Raw genomic sequence first — 17117 nt, forward strand, 5'->3', positions numbered from 1 at the left:
GGCGCGCGCCATGCAGTGGACATGAAAGAGGCTGCCGGACCCGGTGTACGGACCCGACAGCCTCGGACATGGTCAGCGGCCGGAAGTTCCAGCGTGGGAGACCATGCGAGCCGCGCACTTGCGGTCAGGAAGGCGTTGGATGGGGCAATAGCGCCCCCGCCCTCGGCTGCCGAAGCTTAGCGGCGCGTCTCCCCAACGAACTGAACCGACCCCTTTGCTGAACCATGAGACATCGGATCACCTCCTTTCGCTAGTTGAAAAATGGTCGTGCCCTGCGGCACGAATCACGTTGTGAATCATCGCAGAGCGCAGAACAAGTCTTGTAATGCACAGCGAATTGGACGATTCTCTCCCGCCTGCCGCAAACGCCTCAAACCGGGCGGCGGCATCCCTCGATCACCGTACGGACCTCGGACGCCATCGTCATCGCCAGCGTGCGATCCTGGTCGATCCGCACCCCGAACCGGTCGTCGGTGGCAAGCAATGCGCCAAAGAACACGTCGTCGGCGCTCAAGCTGCCGGTGACCATGCGCGGCGGACCGGGCTCGACCGTAGCGGACATCGTTGCGGCGGCGCTGGGGGTCACGATCTGGATGCGGCTGACGTCGCCGCGGCGATCGGTGCGCGCCATCTTCACCCGCCTTGCGTCGCGATCGCATGACAGGATGAAATAGGCGGGCGCATCGGGCGGACCGAACATCGCGCTGCCATCGCGCAGCACCCAGCGGCCGAGCGCGGTCCCGACATTATCGAGTTCGGGGGTGGGCAGCGCGCCCGCTACGCTCGACGCGGGAGGCGGGGGCGCGGTGGCGATTTCGGGGGTCGCCTCGGCATCGGGTTGCGCCGGTGCTGGGGCCGGCGTTGGTTCGGCCTTGCAGCCCGCCACCACCAGAAGCGCCGCGAGCGTCAGGGTGCGCCTGCTCGCCCGCGAACTTATCATCCGCGGCAATCCTCGGCGACGCGAAGGAATTCGGCCCAGGTGGGCACCACCAGTACCGGCAGTGGTCGAAGCTCGACGACGAAGCGACCGCGGCTGAAACCCATCGCATCGATCAGCGCGTCGCGCACGGGCAGGCGGACCGTCATGGCGCCAGCGGTCGCGGTGCTCGGCAGGGCGCGGGTGCTGGTGTTGGTGCGGACCGTCATCGCCGCGTTGCCAGGCGCGGTACCGCGGCGCGACAGGACGAGCGCGCCCGCGCTACGATCGCAGCGCAGGCTGAGTTCGGGTTCGGCGCCCGGCTGCCCGAAGCGCGCGATCGATCCCTGCGCGTCTCGGCTGTACGACCATGTTCCAGCGGTCAGCGGCCAGTCGCGCCAGTCGCTGCTCGCGGGCGGCGGGGTGGGGGCGGGGGGCGGCACCGGCACGGGGCGCGGGGGCGGCGGCGCTTGCGGCGCGGGGCGTGAAGGGGACACGCACCCGGCCAGAAGCGCGAGCGGGACGAACAAGGCAAGGATACGCTGCATGCGCAGCCTTATGGGCGAGGCGGTGCCGCGCCTCAACCACTTCGTCATCCGCGGGTCGAATAGGGTGAGCGCCGCGGCGACGGTTCTGCGGGAATACGAGGCCAAAGACGTGACGACAGAGGGGAACGCCGTATCAAAAGCCAAGTGCCACCGCGACACTCGCCCAATAAGTGGGGAGGCGGCGGGCGGGTGCCGATACGTCTGTTGGTCGGTATCAACGCCTACTGGGTGCGATTGCCGCAGATGACGGGGCCCGGGCCCGCAACGGTGCAGGCGGCTTTGCCCGATACGGTGACCTGACCCAGCCCCGCGGCGGTGACGTTGGCGGTCTCGCTCGCCGCAAAGCTGCTTTCGCTCGGGCTTTGCGAAAGCACCGTCAGATCGCGCACCGCGAGGCCCGCGGCGTCGATCCGGTTGGCGCCGTTCGATGCGAAGCGCGCGCGTGCGGTGGTGCCGCGTACCTCGAGCGATCCGGCGCCGGTGAGCGTCGCGCGGAATTCGTCGGCGGCGATCGCGGCGACGCGCAACGACCCCGATCCCGACATGTCGATCGTCACCTGCTGGCTTGCCATGCGATCGATCGCCAGCCGGCCGTTGCCGACCAGCGTCGCGCTGCGGATCGCGGGCGCGGTGGCGACGATCCGCGGCGTCGCGGCGCGCGCATCGGGCCAGCCGCCCCAGCCATTGGGATTGGCGCTGACCACCAGCACCCGGTCTTCGACACGGACCGCGACGCCGTCGAGCGTGCGGGCTTCGCCGCTGATCGTCGCGCCGGTAGCGCCTCCGGTTCGCAGCTCGACATCGAAGGGGCCCTCGACGCGGATCGAGTCGAACCCCGTGACCATGACCCGCCTATCCTCGGCATGCGCGGGCGCTGGCAAGGTCGACAGCAAGGCGGCGGCGAGCAGGATGTGGTTCATCGGCGCAACTGGCACCGCCGCACGGTTCCGCGCAAGAGGGTCAGCGACCGCCGCTACCGCACTCGACGCTGCCGACGCCGCTCTTGCGCGTGGTGCACACCGAATTTGGACCGAGGCGTGCCGATCCGACGCCCGATACCGATACCTGTGCGGGGCCATCGATCCGCACCGCGACATCGCCGACCCCCGACAGGCTCACCTTGCCCTGGCGCGCCACGAGTTCCTCGGCACGGATGCTCCCCGCGCCCGATACGCTGGCGTTGAGCGTGCGTGCGACGCCCGCTGCGGCGATATCGCCGGTGCCTGACAGCTTGAGCGTGACGTTGCCGCCGTCGATCCGTCCGACCGCGAGATCGCCCGCACCACTGATCGTCGCGGTGAAATCGCCGGTGCCGCGGTCGAGGGTGAGGCCGCCCGCGCCGCTGACGCTCGCGCCGGTGGCGTTGGGCAAGGTGACGGTGACGGTGGCGCGCGGGTTGCGGCCCCATTTCCAGTTCGAGCTGCGCTCGCGCCCGACGCGCAACGTGCCGTCGACGACTTCGAGCTTCAGCTTGTCGATCACGTCCTGCGGACCTTCGGCGCGCACCGAAAAGGCGCTGCCGGTCATCACGCGGACATTGTCGGGGCCGGCGAGATCGACCTTGTCGAACCCCGACAAGGTGAAGCTGCGCTGTGCCTGTGGGCCCGCGGCTTCACCGTCATCGCCGTCGACGCTGCCGCCCGAACAGGCGGCAAGCATCAGGGCCGCCAACGCTGCTGTCAAACCGTCGTCCATCCCTGCCTCCGATCAGCTGCTGTATTAGTAAAATAATACAGTAGCTGATCGCAAAGGCAAGTGGCGGACGGGATCAGGCCTCGGCCTTGTCCTTGTTGTAGATCGCAGCCGCTGCGCGCAGCACGTCGAGGATTTTCTCGAGCGCCTTGGGCTCGTCGACCTCTTCCATCGCGGCGAGTTCGCGCGCGAGGCGGCTGGCGGCGGCTTCGAAGATTTGGCGCTCCGAATAGCTTTGCTCGGGCTGGTCATCGGCACGGAACAGGTCGCGGACCACTTCGGCGATCGACACCAGGTCGCCCGAATTGATCTTGGCTTCATATTCCTGCGCGCGGCGCGACCACATGGTGCGCTTGACCTTGGGCTTGCCCTTGAGCGTTTCCATCGCCTCGCGCAGCGTCTTGTCGCTCGACAGCTTGCGCATGCCGACGCTCTCGGCCTTGTTGGTAGGAACGCGCAGCGTCATGCGCTCCTTTTCGAAGCGCAGCACGTACAGCTCGAGCTGCATGCCTGCGATTTCCTGCTTTTGCAGTTCGATCACACGGCCGACGCCGTGCTTTGGATAAACGACATAATCACCGACGTCGAAGGACAGCGCCTTGGCAGCCATTGATACGAAACCTTTCCGTGGACCATCGAACCGGGGGGGGCGGGGCGGCTGCAACGGGCTTGTTGGCCGCGTGAGCACGTTCGGGTCGATGAGTTTGCGTCTCCGAGGGGCGAGGCTTTTGAGCCTCGTTGCCGATGATTTAACACAGTCGTAACAAAATTACCAGCGTGACGAAGGGTGCGGGGTGCAGAAACGACACAAAAGCGATTGATATTCGGTGCCGGACCAACGGCGCGCAATGGTTGCGCGGAAACGATGTCAGTCGCGCGCGAAAATCTGGGCAAGCGGCAGCGTGGTGGCGAGCGAGGGCAGCGCAACATCGGTGCCGCTGGGCAGCCAATCATCTACCCAGCCGGTCGCCGTGCGGCGAACGTGTCGCACGCGTTCCTGTTGGGGATCGACCAGCAGGATATCGGTGGTGCCAGGCAATTCGCGATATTCGGCCAGCTTGACGCTCTGATCGTAGGAGGCGGTCGATGACGACAGCACTTCGACGATCAACATCGGATCGCCGAGCAATTTCTTGCCATCATTGGCAGGGCGTCCAGGGTCGCCGCAGTAGACCGCGACGTCGGGATAGCGGATGGTCTGCGTACCGGTCTGGACCGCACAGTCCGAGTTGAAGGGCATGCAACCCGTTCCGCGGAGCGCGAGGCGCAGGGCAAAATAGACGTTGCCCGCAATACGCGCATGCGCTTGGCTGCCACCCGTCATCATGTAGATCAGGCCGTCCTCGAGCTCGGCCTTCGCGTCGCCGAAATGCATCGACAGAAATTCGTCGACGTCGATGCGGCGATAGGCGGGATCGAGCGCGACTTTTGCCATGGCCGATCATAGCATTTCACGCCGACACGAAAAAGGGCCGGGGAGTGATCCCCGGCCCTTCGTCGTTCGGTGCCTTGGCGGGCGAGCGGGGAGGTCCCTGCCCGGCCGGCTGGATGCCCATCGCATGTCGGGAGCGGCGAACCGCCCCCGAGCGCAATCAGAAGTCCATGCCGCCCATGCCGCCCATGCCGCCGCCGCCGCCCATGGGCATTGCGGGCTTGTCGTCGGGCAATTCGCTCACCGCCGCTTCGGTGGTGATGAGCAGGCCTGCGACCGATGCCGCATTCTGCAGCGCGGTGCGGACGACCTTGGTCGGATCGATCACGCCGGCAGATACCAGGTTCTCATAGGTATCGGTCGATGCGTTGAAGCCGAACGACGTGTCGCTCTGGTCGAGCAGCTTGCCCGAAACCACTGCGCCGTCATGGCCGGCGTTCGCCGCGATCTGGCGAACCAGCGAGGTCAGTGCCTTGCGGACGATGTCCACGCCGCGGGTCTGGTCCTCGTTCGCGCCGTTGACGCCCTCAAGTGCCTTGGTGGCATAGAGGAGTGCGGTGCCGCCACCGGGGACGATGCCCTCTTCGACGGCTGCGCGGGTTGCGTGCAGTGCGTCGTCGACGCGGTCCTTGCGCTCCTTGACTTCGACTTCCGAAGCGCCGCCGACCTTGATGACTGCAACGCCGCCGGCCAGCTTGGCCAGACGCTCCTGCAGCTTCTCACGGTCATAGTCCGAGGTCGTGACCTCGATCTGCTGACGGATCGCATCGGTGCGGCCCTTGATCGCATCGGCTTCACCCGCGCCATCGACGATGACCGTGTTGTCCTTGTCGATCGTGACGCGCTTGGCGGTGCCGAGCATGCCGAGCGTGACGGTCTCGAGCTTGATGCCGAGATCTTCCGAAACGACTTCGCCCTTGGTCAGGACCGCGATGTCCTCGAGCATCGCCTTGCGACGATCGCCAAAGCCCGGTGCCTTGACCGCTGCGACCTTCAGGCCGCCGCGCAGCTTGTTGACCACCAGGGTCGCCAATGCTTCGCCTTCGATGTCCTCGGCGATGATCAGCAGCGGACGACCCGACTGGACGACTGCTTCCAGGATCGGGAGCATCGCCTGCAGGTTCGACAGCTTCTTCTCGTGGATCAGAATGTACGGATCGTTGAGTTCGACCGACATCTTCTCAGGGTTCGTGATGAAGTAAGGCGACAGGTAGCCGCGGTCGAACTGCATGCCCTCGACGACATCGAGCTCGAATTCGAGACCCTTGGCTTCCTCGACGGTGATCACGCCTTCCTTGCCGACCTTTTCCATGGCTTCGGCAATCTTCTCGCCGACTTCACGGTCGCCATTGGCCGAGATGATCCCGACCTGGGCGATTTCGGCCGAACCCGAAACGGGCTTCGAACGCGACTGCAGATCGGCCACCACCTTGGTGACGGCCAGATCGACGCCGCGCTTCAGGTCCATCGGGTTCATGCCGGCGGCAACCGACTTCATGCCTTCGCGAACGATCGCCTGGGCAAGCACGGTCGCGGTGGTGGTGCCGTCGCCGGCGATGTCGTTGGTCTTCGAAGCGACTTCGCGGACCATCTGCGCGCCCATGTTCTCGAACTTGTCCTTGAGTTCGATTTCCTTGGCGACGGTGACGCCGTCCTTGGTGATGCGCGGCGCGCCGAACGACTTGTCGATCACGACGTTGCGGCCCTTTGGCCCCAGCGTTACCTTGACCGCGTCGGCCAGGATGTCGACGCCGCGGAGAATGCGCTCACGCGCGTCGCGGCCGAATTTTACGTCCTTGGATGCCATGATGAGGCTGTCCTTTCAGCTAAAGTGGATGAAATTGACGAAATGGAAACAATCGGAAGCCTGAAGATCAGGCCTCGACGATGCCCAGAATGTCGCTTTCCTTCATGATGAGCAGGTCTTCGCCGTTCACCTTGACCTCGGTGCCCGACCATTTGCCGAACAGGATCTTGTCGCCGGCCTTCACCTCGAGCGGGTGGATGTCGCCGGTGTCGTTGCGCGCGCCGGTGCCGGCTGCGACGACTTCACCCTCTTGGGGCTTTTCCTTGGCGGTGTCGGGGATGATGATGCCGCCGGCGGTCTTCTCTTCGGCTTCGACGCGGCGAACGAGAACGCGATCGTGCAAGGGACGAAAGTTCATGCGCGCTTTCCTTTCCTGTTTAAGGGATAAAATTGGTTTAGCACTCACCCAAGGCGAGTGCTAACGAACCTCCATATGCGGCGGTGGAGGGGATTCGTCAACCGCGACGGCACCCGATTTCGCGGCTTTCGCCCGCAAATGCGTATTGGTGGCGTAATACAGGCGTTTACCTGTCTGTACCCATGCTCTAGCGCATGACAGGAACGACGAACCGTTCGACCCGGAGGATTTTGACGTGAAGCTGGTACGCGGCGCTTGGAAATTGCTGGTGGGCATCAAGGACGGGCTGGTCCTGCTCGCGATGCTGCTGTTCTTCGGCCTGATCTTCGCCGCCTTGTCGGCGCGGCCCAACGCCGCAGCGATCACCAATGGCGCGCTGCTGGTCGACCTGAGCGGCACGATCGTCGAACAGCCCGAGGAAAGCGATCCGTTCGCGACGCTGGCGGGCGGCGACGTCGCCAAGCAGCATCGGCTGCGCGACGTGATCCGCGCGCTCGACACCGCGCAGAGCGATACGCGGGTGAAGGCGGTCGTGCTCGACATGGACAGCTTCATGGGGGGCTATCCCGCCGCGGTGTCGCAGCTCGCCGAAGCGGTCGGGCGGGTACGCCAAAGCGGCAAGCCGGTGCTGGCGTTCGCCACCGCCTATTCGGACGACAGCTATCTGGTCGCAGCCAACGCCAGCGAAATCTGGATGGATCCGTTCGGCGGCACATTGTTCAGCGGTCCGGGCGGTTCGCAGCTTTATTATAAGGGGTTGATCGACCGGCTGGGGATCAACGCGCATATCTATCGCGTCGGCACCTACAAGGCCGCGGTCGAACCCTATACCCGCGCGGATCAGTCGCCCGAGGCGCGCGCCGCCAACCAGGCGCTGTACGGCGCGATCTTCAGCCAGTGGCAGGAAGCGGTGCAGAAGGCGCGGCCCAAGGCGCGCGTCGCCGAGTTCGTCGCACGGCCCGATACGCTGGTGACCGCCGCCAATGGCGACATCGCGCGCGCCAACCTGACCGCGGGGCTGATCGACAAGCTCGGCGACCGCACCAGCTTCGGCAAGCGGGTCGCCGAACTGGCGGGCGCCGATGCCGGCAAGCCTGCGGGCAATTTCAAGACGATCAAGCTGGCGAGCTGGCTGGCGGCGAACCCGTTGCCGACCAGCGGCGACGCGATCGGCGTGATCACGGTCGCTGGGACGATCATCGACGGCAAGGCCGGCCCGGGAACCGCGGCGGGTGACACGATTTCGAACCTGCTGCTGAAGGGGCTGGCCGAAAAGAAGCTCAAGGCGCTGGTCGTCCGCGTCGATTCGCCGGGCGGATCGGTGCTGGCATCGGAAAAGATCCGCCAGGCGATCCTGCAGGCCAAGGCCAAGGGGCTCCCGGTGGTGGTGTCGATGGGCGGGCTCGCCGCGTCGGGTGGCTATTGGGTATCGACCCCCGGCGACGTGATCTTCGCCGAACCCAACACGATCACCGGATCGATCGGCATCTTCGGGGTCATCCCGACCTTCGAGAACGCGATCACCAAGATCGGCGTGACCGCCGACGGGATCGCAACGACGCCGTTGTCGGGGCAGCCCGACCTTTTCCGCGGCACCAACGCCGCGGTCGACACGATCCTGCAATCGTCGATCGAGAATGGCTATCGGCGGTTCCTGACCCTGGTGTCGCAGTCGCGCAAGCTGCCGGTCGCGCGGGTGAACCAGATCGCACAGGGACGCGTCTGGGACGGCGGCACCGCACGCCAGCTGGGGCTGGTCGATCGTTTCGGCAGCCTGCCCGATGCGATCGCCGAGGCAGCGCGGCTGGCGAAGCTCGATCCGGTGAAGGTGCGTCCGGTCTATCTCGAAAAGGAGCCGGGTTTCGCGGCGCAGCTGGCGGCGATGTTCGCGCAATCGGGTGACGAGGAAGCCGGCGAGGGCGAGGTCGCACGCGACATCTTCGCGCGGATGGCGGCCGAGCGGCGCGGGGTGTTCGCGCAGGCGATCGGCGACATGCGGATGCTGGCCAAGGGGCCGGCGATGCAGGCGCGCTGCATCGAATGCGCCGGCATGGGGCCTGGGGTCGCGTCGCGCGAGGATGCGCGGATCGCGGCCTTCCTCATTGAGCGCACGCTGCCATGAAGGGGATGAAGCCATGATCGCGATCCGGGCAGCCGAAGCCGGCGATGCCGCGGCGATCGCCGCGATCTACGCACCCTTTGTGATCGGCGGCACCGTGTCGTTCGAGACCGAGGCACCCGATACCCGCGCGATGCGCGTCCGGATCACCGCGAGCGACGGCTATTATCCCTGGCTGGTGGCGACCAATGGCGGCGAAGGCGGCGGCGGGGTGCTGGGCTATGCCTATGCCGGTCGCTGGCGCGATCGGCCGGCGTATCGCTATGTCGTCGAAACCTCGATCTACCTGGCGGGCGAGGCGCAGCAGCGCGGCACCGGGCGGCTGTTGTACGAGGCGCTGATCGACACGCTGCGCGCGCAGGGCTTCACCCAGGCGATCGGCGTGCTGGCGCTGCCCAATGACGCATCGATCACGTTGCACGAGCAGATGGGGTTCCGCCGCGCGGGAGTGTATCGCGAGGTCGGCTACAAGTTCGGGCGCTGGATCGATGTCGGCTATTGGCAGTGCGAGCTCAACGACAGCGCCGTGCCACCGGTCGAGCCGCGCGCGTTCAAGGATGTGGGCGTCGTTCGGGGGTAACGCTCTCCTTCTCCGGAGGGGAGAGGGCGGTCAGCGTTTGCCGCGATACGAGGGCAGCGCGAGGCGAAAGTGGATGGCTGCTGCGCGGAGTGCGAAGCCCGCGGTTACCGCGACGCTCGACGCGACGATGCTGGGGGCGCCGAGCGCGACGATTCCGACATACAGCCCTGCGGCCAGCGCGGCGGCGGTAACATAGAGTTCGGGGCGCATCAGGATCGACGGTTCGCCCGCCAGCACGTCGCGAATGATGCCGCCCACGCACGCAGTGATCACCCCCATCAGGATCGCCGGGACCGGCGGAACGCCGAGCCGAAAGGCCTTGGCCGCGCCGAACACCGCATAGGCGGCCAGCCCGACCGCATCGAGCCAGTCGAGCGTATTGCCGCGCCACCAGCGCTCGGGCGTCATCCACACCAGCAACGCCGCGCCGAGGCAGATCGTCGCGAGCAGCGGATCATGCACCCAGAATACCGGCGCGCCGATCAACAGATCGCGCACCGTCCCGCCACCCACCCCGGTGATGAGCGCGAAGAATGCCGCAGTCACGAAGGTCTGCTGCGCGCGCGCCGCTGCGATCGCGCCCGATGCCGCGAAGGTGGCGATCGCGAACCAGTCGAGCAGCGGGAGGAGGGGGGCGATGGGAAGGGCGGGAGGCATGGGGCGGGCGTAGCGGGTCGCGTGAGTAGGGGCTAGAGGCGCGGCGCGTGCTTGCTCTCGCTGCGCGGATCGCGGAGGATCGGTCGCACGATACGCTGGAGCAAGCGATGCCCAAACTCACCCTCGATGCCTTTCCGCTCACCAACGCGACTGGCTACCCGCCCGAATATGCCGGGCCGGTGCGTGACCGGTGGTATCGGCGGCTAGGCCCTGCCAGCGGACTATCGCAATTCGGGGTCAGCCATGTGACGCTAAAGCCCGGCGCGTGCTCGTCACAGCGGCATTGGCACGAGGGCGAGGACGAATTTCTGGTGATCCTGAGCGGCGAAGCGATCCTGATCGACGATGCCGGCGAGCAGGTGATGCGCCCGGGCGATTGCGCTTCGTTCCCGGCGGGGGAGGCGAACGGCCATATGCTGCAGAACCGCGCGCCATTCGATTGCGTGTTCGTCGCGGTTGGCGGACCGGGCGACACCGATTGCCATTATCCCGACATCGATATGCATCTGGCGGCCGGGCAGGGGTTTCGGCACAAAGACGGATCATCATTTTAGGTGCGTCCGCCAAATCGGTGCTTGAAACATCGGCAGGGCGTTCTGGAGGTGAGCGATGCAGCCAGGTGTGACGAGACTGAACCACATCACGCTTGCGGTCACCGACGTCGCGCGGTCGGTAGCATTTTATCGTGACCTTCTGGGCTTTTCGGTGCGTGCGATGTGGGCCGATGGCGCCTATTTGGAAGTGGGACCGCTTTGGCTTTGCCTGTCTCGCGATCCGCAGACGCGAACATCGCCGCACCCGGATTACACTCACATTGCCTTCAGCGTGGCGGACGGGGATTACGCGGCGCTGCATAAGCGCCTGATCGCACAATGCACAATCTGGAAGGTCGATCGGAGCGAAGGCGCCTCAACCTATTTTCTCGATCCCGACGGGCATAAGCTTGAGGTCCATGTAGGCACGCTCGAATCGAGGCTGTCTCACTACCGCGAGCATGCGGATGAGCGGGTACAGCTGTTCGACGTGGACACCCCTTCTGATGGCAATAAAGCCTGACGCCCGCGTTGCAGACGTTTCAACCGCGCGTGTGAACGACTACGGTTGAATTACAGTGGGTAGGGCTGGCGCCGCCAACAGCGCCGCCAGCCCTGTAATCAGATGTGGATCGGCTTGCCCTGTACCGCCATCGCGGCTTCCTTCAGAGCTTCGGCGTGGGTTGGATGCGCGTGGCAGGTCAGGGCGATGTCTTCGGAGGTTGCGCCGAATTCCATCGCCTGTGCGGCCTGTGCGATCATCGTGCCCGCCAGCGACGAGATGATGTGGACGCCGAGCACGCGATCGGTCTTGGCGTCGGCGATCACCTTGACGAAGCCGTCGGTGTCGCGGTTGGTCTTGGCGCGGCTGTTGGCGGCGAAGGGGAATTTGCCGACCTTGATCTCGCCATGCTTGCGCGCGGCTTCCTCGGTCAGGCCGACGCCGGCGATTTCGGGCATGGTGTAGACGACGCTGGGGATCACGTCATGGTTGATGATGCCGGTGTTGCCCGCGATATTCTCGGCCACCGCGACGCCTTCGTCCTCGGCCTTGTGCGCGAGCATCAGGCCGGGGACGCAATCGCCGATCGCCCAGACGCCGTCGACCTTGGTCGAGAAGTCGTGGTTGATCTCGATCTGGCCGCGCTGGTTTACCTCGAGCCCGATCTTGTCGAGCCCGAGCTTGTCGGTGTTGGGGCGGCGACCGATCGAAACCAGCACGGCGTCGGCCTGGATCGTCGTCGCTTCGCCGCCGGCGGCGGGTTCGGTGGTGACGGTCGCCTTGCCGCCCTCGACGGTGACGCCGGTGACCTTGGTCGAGGTCTTCAGCTCGAAGCCCTGCTTTTTGAAGATCTTGGCCGATTCCTTGCGGACTTCCTCGTCGAAGCCGGGGAGGATCTGGTCGACATATTCGACCACGGTGACCTTGGCACCGAGGCGCAGCCACACGCTGCCAAGCTCTAGGCCGATGACGCCGCCGCCGATCACCACCAGATGCTCGGGCACCTTGGGGAGCGCGAGCGCGCCGGTCGAATCGACGACGATGCCGGCGTCATTGTCGATCTCGACGCCGGGCAGCGGGGTGACCGACGAGCCGGTGGCGATGACGATGTCGCGCGCGGTGATCGTGCGATCGCCGACGCGGACGGTCGAGCTGTCCTCGAACGTCGCATAGCCCTTGATCCACTCGACCTTGTTCTTCTTGAACAGGAAGGCGATGCCGCCGGTCAGCTCGCCGACCGCCTTGGCCTTTTCGGCGTGCATCTGGTCGAGGTTGAGCTTCACCCCCTCGATCTCAACGCCGAACTTGGCGAGCGCGCCATGGCTGGCTTCGGCGAACAATTCGGATGCGTGGAGCATCGCCTTGGACGGGATGCAGCCGACGTTGAGGCAGGTGCCGCCCAGCGTCTCGCGTCCCTCGACGCATGCGGTGCGAAGCCCAAGCTGTGCCGCACGGATCGCCGCGACATAGCCGCCGGGGCCGGAGCCGATCACCAGAACGTCGAAGTCGTATTCAGCCATGGTCTGCCTCAAATTGTGTAGTCGCGACATAGGTACTTCGCCAGCTCCCCGGTAGGCATCGCATGATCGCGGATGGCTACCGGGGGTCGCGAAATTACAGGTCGATCAGGATGCGCGTCGGGTCTTCGATCGCGTTCTTGAGCGCGACGAGGAAGGTCACCGCTTCGCGGCCGTCGATCAGGCGGTGATCGTAGCTGAGCGCCAGATACATCATCGGGCGCACCACGACCTGGCCGTCGCGGACGACGGGGCGGTCTTCGATGCGGTGGAGGCCGAGCACCGCCGACTGGGGCGGGTTGATGATCGGGGTCGACATCAGCGAACCGAACACGCCGCCGTTCGAGATGGTGAAGGTGCCGCCCTTCATCTCGTCCATCTTGAGCGTGCCGTCCTTGGCGCGCTTGCCGAAATCGCCGATCGTCTTTTCGACCTGTGCGACGCTCATCTTGTCGGCGTCGCGGATCACGGGCACGACCAGGCCCTGCGGCGCCGAGACCGCGACCGAGATGTCGGCATAGTCGTGATAGACGATCTCGTCGCCGTCGATCTGGCCGTTGACGCTAGGCACGTCCTTGAGCGCCATGCAGGCGGCCTTCACGAAGAAGCCCATGAAGCCGAGCTTCACGCCATGCTTCTTCTCGAACAGCTCCTTATACTTCGTGCGCGCTTCGATGACCGCGGTCATGTCGACGTCGTTGAAGGTGGTGAGCAAAGCGGCGGTGTCCTGCGCTTCCTTCAGCCGCTTGGCGATCGTCTGGCGCAGGCGGGTCATGCGGACTCGCTCCTGCGAACGCTCGCCACCCGTGCTCGCGGCGGCAGCAGGCGCGGGGGCTGCGGCGGGGGCAGGTGCAGGCGCTGCGGCCTTGCCCGATGCGGCGGCGGTGACGTCCTCGCGGGTGATGCGACCGTCCTTGCCCGAACCCTTCACCGTCGCAGGATCGACGCCATGTTCGAGGATCGCGCGGCGAACCGACGGCGACAGCGCGGCGGCGTCGAGCCGGGCGGGGGCTTCTGCCGGCGCAGCAGGCGCGGGCGCAGCTTCCGGCTGGGGTGCGGCAGCCGGTGCTGGTGCGGCGGGTGCGGCGGCCTTTGGTGCCGCAGCGGCACCGTCACCGGCGTCGATCGAGCCGATCACCGCGCCGACATTCACCGTGTCACCGGCATTGACGCTGTGCGCGCCCATGACACCGGCGGCAGGCGCGTTGACCTCGACCGAGACCTTGTCGGTTTCGAGGCTGGCGACGGGCTCATCGGCGGCGACGGCATCGCCGGGCTGCTTGAGCCATTCGCCCAGGGTCGCTTCGGTGATCGATTCACCCAGTGTCGGCACGAGGATTTCGGTAGCCATCAGTATTCCTTTCGCGACCCCGCAACCGCGGGGCGTGAGAATAGTCAAATCGTTCAGCCGGCAGCCTTGCCAGCAGTGCGTTCGTCTTCGGTCTTGCGCGCGCGGCGGATTTCCTCGCGCACGCTATGGCCAAGCGCATCGGCAACCAACGCGCCTTGCTCGGCCTGGTGCCGCTTCATCAGCCCAGTGGCGGGCGACGCCGCCGCGGTGCGACCGGAATAGCGCGGACGCGCTGGCGCACCTGCGACCTGGCCAAGGCATTCCTCGATGAACGGCTCGACGAAGAACCATGCGCCCATGTTCTTGGGCTCTTCCTGCGCCCACACCACCTCTTCGAGATTGATCATGCGCTCGAGGCGCTTGACCAGCGGCTCGCCGGGGAAGGGGTAAAGCTGTTCGAGGCGGACGATTGCGGTGTTCTTGTCGCCCGCCGCGTCGCGTGCCTCGATCAGGTCATAGGCGACTTTGCCGGTGCAGAGCACCAGCCGCTTCACATCGGCATCGGCTGGCGGCGTGGGGTCCGACAGGATCCGCATGAAGTGGCTTGCACCCTGGAAGTCCGCCGCCTTCGACACCGCCATCTTGTGGCGCAGCAGCGACTTGGGGGTCATCACCACCAGGGGCTTGCGGAAATTGCGGTGCATCTGGCGGCGCAGCAGGTGGAAGTAGTTGGCAGGCGTGGTGCAATTGGCGACCTGCATATTGTCCTGCGCGCACATCTGCAGGAAGCGTTCGGGGCGTGCCGACGAATGCTCGGGGCCTTGGCCTTCATAGCCGTGCGGCAGCAGCAGGACGAGGCCGTTGGCGCGCAGCCACTTGGCTTCTCCGCTAGCGATGAACTGATCGATCATGATCTGCGCACCGTTCATGAAGTCGCCGAACTGCGCCTCCCAAAGTACCAACGTCTTGGGATCGGCGAGCGCGAAGCCATATTCGAAGCCGAGCACGCCATATTCGCTAAGCGGCGAGTCGAGTACCTCGAAGCGGCCATGCGGGATGTCCTTGAGCGGCACGTAGCGATGCTCGTCGGTCTGATCGACCCATACCGCATGCCGCTGGCTGAAGGTGCCGCGCCCCGAATCCTGGCCCGACAGGCGGACTCCATAGCCCTCCGACAGCAACGATCCGAACGCGAGCGCCTCGCCGGTCGCCCAGTCGAAATTCTCGCCCGACTTGAACATGCCGCGCTTGGCATCGAGCACGCGCGCCAGCGTCTTGTGGATCTCGAGCCCCTCGGGGACGTCGGTGAGCGTGCGGCCGAGCGAATCGAACAGCTTGGGTTCGATGCCGGTCTCGATGTTGCGCCGCGAGCTTTCCTCTTCGGCGGGCATGTGCAGCCCCGACCAGCGGCCGGCGAACCAATCGACCTTGTTGGGCTTGTAGCTCTTGGCCGCCTCGAAGGACTCCTCGAGTTCGGCGGTGATCTCGGCGACTTTGCCGGGGACGAACTGGTCGTCGATCACGCCTTCGCTCACCAGGCGCTTGGCATAGACCTCGCTGACCGGCGGATGCTGCTTGATCTTGGCGTACATCAGCGGCTGGGTGAAGCTCGGTTCGTCGCCTTCGTTATGGCCGAAGCGGCGATAGCACCACATGTCGATCACGATGTCGCGCTTGAACGCCTGGCGGAACTCGATCGCCATCTTGCACGCGAAGGTCACGGCTTCGGGATCGTCGCCATTGACGTGGAACACCGGTGCCTGGACGCCTTTGGCGACATCCGACGGATAGGGCGACGACCGCGCGAATTGCGGGCTGGTGGTGAAGCCGACCTGGTTGTTGATGACGAAGTGCAGGCAGCCGCCGGTATTGTAGCCGCGGATGCCGGAAAAGCCGAGGCATTCCCACACGATACCCTGTCCCGCGAAGGCGGCGTCGCCATGGATCAGCACCGGCAGCACCTGTTCGTGCTTTTCGAGGTCCTGGCGGAAGGTCTGCTGCGCGCGGACCTTGCCGAGCACGACGGGGTTCACCGCTTCGAGATGCGATGGGTTGGCGACCAGCGACATATGGACGTTGACGCCGTCAAACTCGCGATCGGTCGAGGTGCCGAGGTGATATTTCACGTCGCCCGAGCCGCCGACCTCGTCGGGGTTGGCCGAGCCGCCCGAGAATTCGTGGAAGATTACGCGGGTCGGCTTGGCCATCACGTTGGCCAACACGTTCAGACGGCCGCGATGCGCCATGCCATAGACGATCTCGCGCACGCCCATCGCGCCGCCATATTTGATGATCGATTCGAGCGCGGGGATCATCGCCTCGCCGCCGTCGAGGCCGAAGCGCTTGGTGCCGACATATTTGCGGCCCAAGAATTTCTCCCACTGCTCGGCCTGCACGACCTTGCTCAGGATCGCCTTCTTGCCCTCGGGGCTGAATTCGATCGCCTTGTCGCGGCCTTCCATACGCTCCTGGAGGAAGCGGCGCTCCTCGACATCGGCGATGTGCATATATTCCAGGCCGACATTGCCGCAGTAATTCTTGCGCAGCGTGTCGACGATCTCGCGGATCGTGCCGGTCTGCATGCCGAGCGCGCCGCCCAGGAATACCGGGCGATCGATCTCGTCGTCGCTGAAGCCGTGATATTCGGTGCGAAGATCGGCGGGCATCTCGTGCTTGGCGATGCCTAGCGGATCGAGCTTGGCGGCGAGATGACCGCGCACGCGATAGGTGCGGATCAGCATCATCGCGCGGATCGAATCATTCGCGGCGCGCTGGATATCGGCTGCCGAAGGGGAAGGCGCGGCAGCGGCGGCTGGTTTGGGCGCGGGGGCGCCCTTGGCGGGCTTGGGCTCGACCTGCATCTGCGTCGGATCGAGTGCTGCGGTGAGCGCGTCGGTGTCCTTGGGCGGCCAGTTGCTGCGCGCCCAGCTCGGGCCGGTCGCGGTCGATTCGAGTCCTTCGAAAAAGGCACGCCAGCCGGCCTCGATCGAGCCAACATCGGCCTTGTAGCGCGCGTACATCGCATCGACGAACGCGGGGCTGACGCCGCCTGCGATCTCGCTGAAATCCTGACCTTCGTAACCCATTTCAATCACCTCTTTCTCTCCTCCGTTATAGGGGGAGAGACTTGAGAAAAGCTGGTCCGCGGCTTTGCGGTCCTAGTCG

16 protein-coding genes are annotated in these 17117 nt (G+C 65.5%); 4 read left to right on the forward strand and 12 right to left on the reverse strand.

The annotated features are described in order from the left end of the window. Positions 1-370: 370 nt before the first annotated feature. From OKW76_RS13905 to groES, 8 genes are all read right to left on the reverse strand, one after another. Entirely contained in the window at positions 371-940 is a 570-nt protein-coding gene (locus OKW76_RS13905) for a hypothetical protein (protein ID WP_265549448.1), read from the reverse strand. Further along, positions 937-1464, reverse strand: coding sequence for a hypothetical protein (locus OKW76_RS13910; RefSeq protein ID WP_265549449.1), 528 nt, complete (start codon positions 1462-1464; stop codon positions 937-939). The genes OKW76_RS13905 and OKW76_RS13910 overlap by 4 nt, the downstream gene beginning before the upstream one ends. 221 nt (positions 1465-1685) lie before the next feature. Then, positions 1686-2384, reverse strand: a complete 699-nt coding sequence (locus OKW76_RS13915) for a head GIN domain-containing protein (protein ID WP_265549450.1) — start codon at positions 2382-2384, stop codon at positions 1686-1688. Positions 2385-2424: 40 nt separating this feature from the next. Next, positions 2425-3159: a head GIN domain-containing protein gene (locus OKW76_RS13920; RefSeq protein WP_265549451.1), complete on the reverse strand. Its 735-nt coding sequence runs from the start codon at positions 3157-3159 to the stop codon at positions 2425-2427. A 73-nt stretch (positions 3160-3232) separates the two neighbouring features. Then, on the reverse strand, positions 3233-3766 hold the full coding sequence (locus OKW76_RS13925) for a CarD family transcriptional regulator (protein ID WP_256506478.1): 534 nt from the start codon (positions 3764-3766) through the stop codon (positions 3233-3235). 258 nt (positions 3767-4024) lie between these two features. Then, the gene (locus OKW76_RS13930) at positions 4025-4591 is read right to left on the reverse strand and encodes a Uma2 family endonuclease (protein ID WP_265549452.1); all 567 of its coding nucleotides are present in this window, start codon (positions 4589-4591) and stop codon (positions 4025-4027) included. A 157-nt stretch (positions 4592-4748) separates the two neighbouring features. Further along, positions 4749-6395, reverse strand: coding sequence for a chaperonin GroEL (gene groL / locus OKW76_RS13935; protein ID WP_265549453.1), 1647 nt, complete (start codon positions 6393-6395; stop codon positions 4749-4751). A gap of 67 nt (positions 6396-6462) precedes the next feature. Continuing rightward, positions 6463-6753 (reverse strand): co-chaperone GroES, encoded by a 291-nt coding sequence (gene groES / locus OKW76_RS13940; RefSeq protein WP_256506481.1) that lies wholly within the window; start codon positions 6751-6753, stop codon positions 6463-6465. Between the two features lie 235 nt (positions 6754-6988). On the opposite strand from groES, the gene sppA reads away from it, so the two are divergent. Next, complete coding sequence (gene sppA, locus OKW76_RS13945) at positions 6989-8875, forward strand: signal peptide peptidase SppA (protein ID WP_265549454.1); 1887 nt, start codon at positions 6989-6991, stop codon at positions 8873-8875. A gap of 13 nt (positions 8876-8888) precedes the next feature. Next, entirely contained in the window at positions 8889-9452 is a 564-nt protein-coding gene (locus tag OKW76_RS13950; RefSeq protein ID WP_265549455.1) for a GNAT family N-acetyltransferase, read from the forward strand. Between the two features lie 30 nt (positions 9453-9482). On the opposite strand, the gene OKW76_RS13955 is transcribed toward OKW76_RS13950, so the two are convergent. Next, positions 9483-10109, reverse strand: coding sequence for a trimeric intracellular cation channel family protein (locus tag OKW76_RS13955; protein WP_265549456.1), 627 nt, complete (start codon positions 10107-10109; stop codon positions 9483-9485). Positions 10110-10216: 107 nt separating this feature from the next. Between OKW76_RS13955 and OKW76_RS13960 the strand changes: the two genes are divergently transcribed. Beyond that, a complete protein-coding gene (locus OKW76_RS13960; protein WP_265549457.1) occupies positions 10217-10663 on the forward strand; it encodes a cupin domain-containing protein in 447 nt (148 codons plus the stop codon). Between the two features lie 55 nt (positions 10664-10718). Then, entirely contained in the window at positions 10719-11165 is a 447-nt protein-coding gene (locus tag OKW76_RS13965) for a VOC family protein (protein WP_265549458.1), read from the forward strand. Between the two features lie 98 nt (positions 11166-11263). Here the strand turns inward: OKW76_RS13965 and lpdA are convergent, their stop codons facing one another. The 3 genes from lpdA to OKW76_RS13980 all read right to left on the reverse strand — a co-directional run bounded on the left by lpdA (position 11264) and on the right by OKW76_RS13980 (position 17038). After that, a complete protein-coding gene (lpdA, locus tag OKW76_RS13970) occupies positions 11264-12664 on the reverse strand; it encodes a dihydrolipoyl dehydrogenase (RefSeq protein WP_265549459.1) in 1401 nt (466 codons plus the stop codon). A gap of 94 nt (positions 12665-12758) precedes the next feature. Then, entirely contained in the window at positions 12759-14012 is a 1254-nt protein-coding gene (gene odhB, locus OKW76_RS13975) for a 2-oxoglutarate dehydrogenase complex dihydrolipoyllysine-residue succinyltransferase (protein WP_265549460.1), read from the reverse strand. Between the two features lie 53 nt (positions 14013-14065). Beyond that, positions 14066-17038 carry a 2-oxoglutarate dehydrogenase E1 component gene (locus tag OKW76_RS13980; protein WP_265549461.1) on the reverse strand — a complete coding sequence of 991 codons (2973 nt, stop codon included), beginning with the start codon at positions 17036-17038 and terminating at the stop codon, positions 14066-14068. Between the last annotated feature and the right edge of the window lie 79 nt (positions 17039-17117).

Origin of the sequence: Sphingomonas sp. S1-29, from assembly GCF_026167545.1 — a bacterium.
Classification (GTDB): domain Bacteria; phylum Pseudomonadota; class Alphaproteobacteria; order Sphingomonadales; family Sphingomonadaceae; genus Sphingomonas.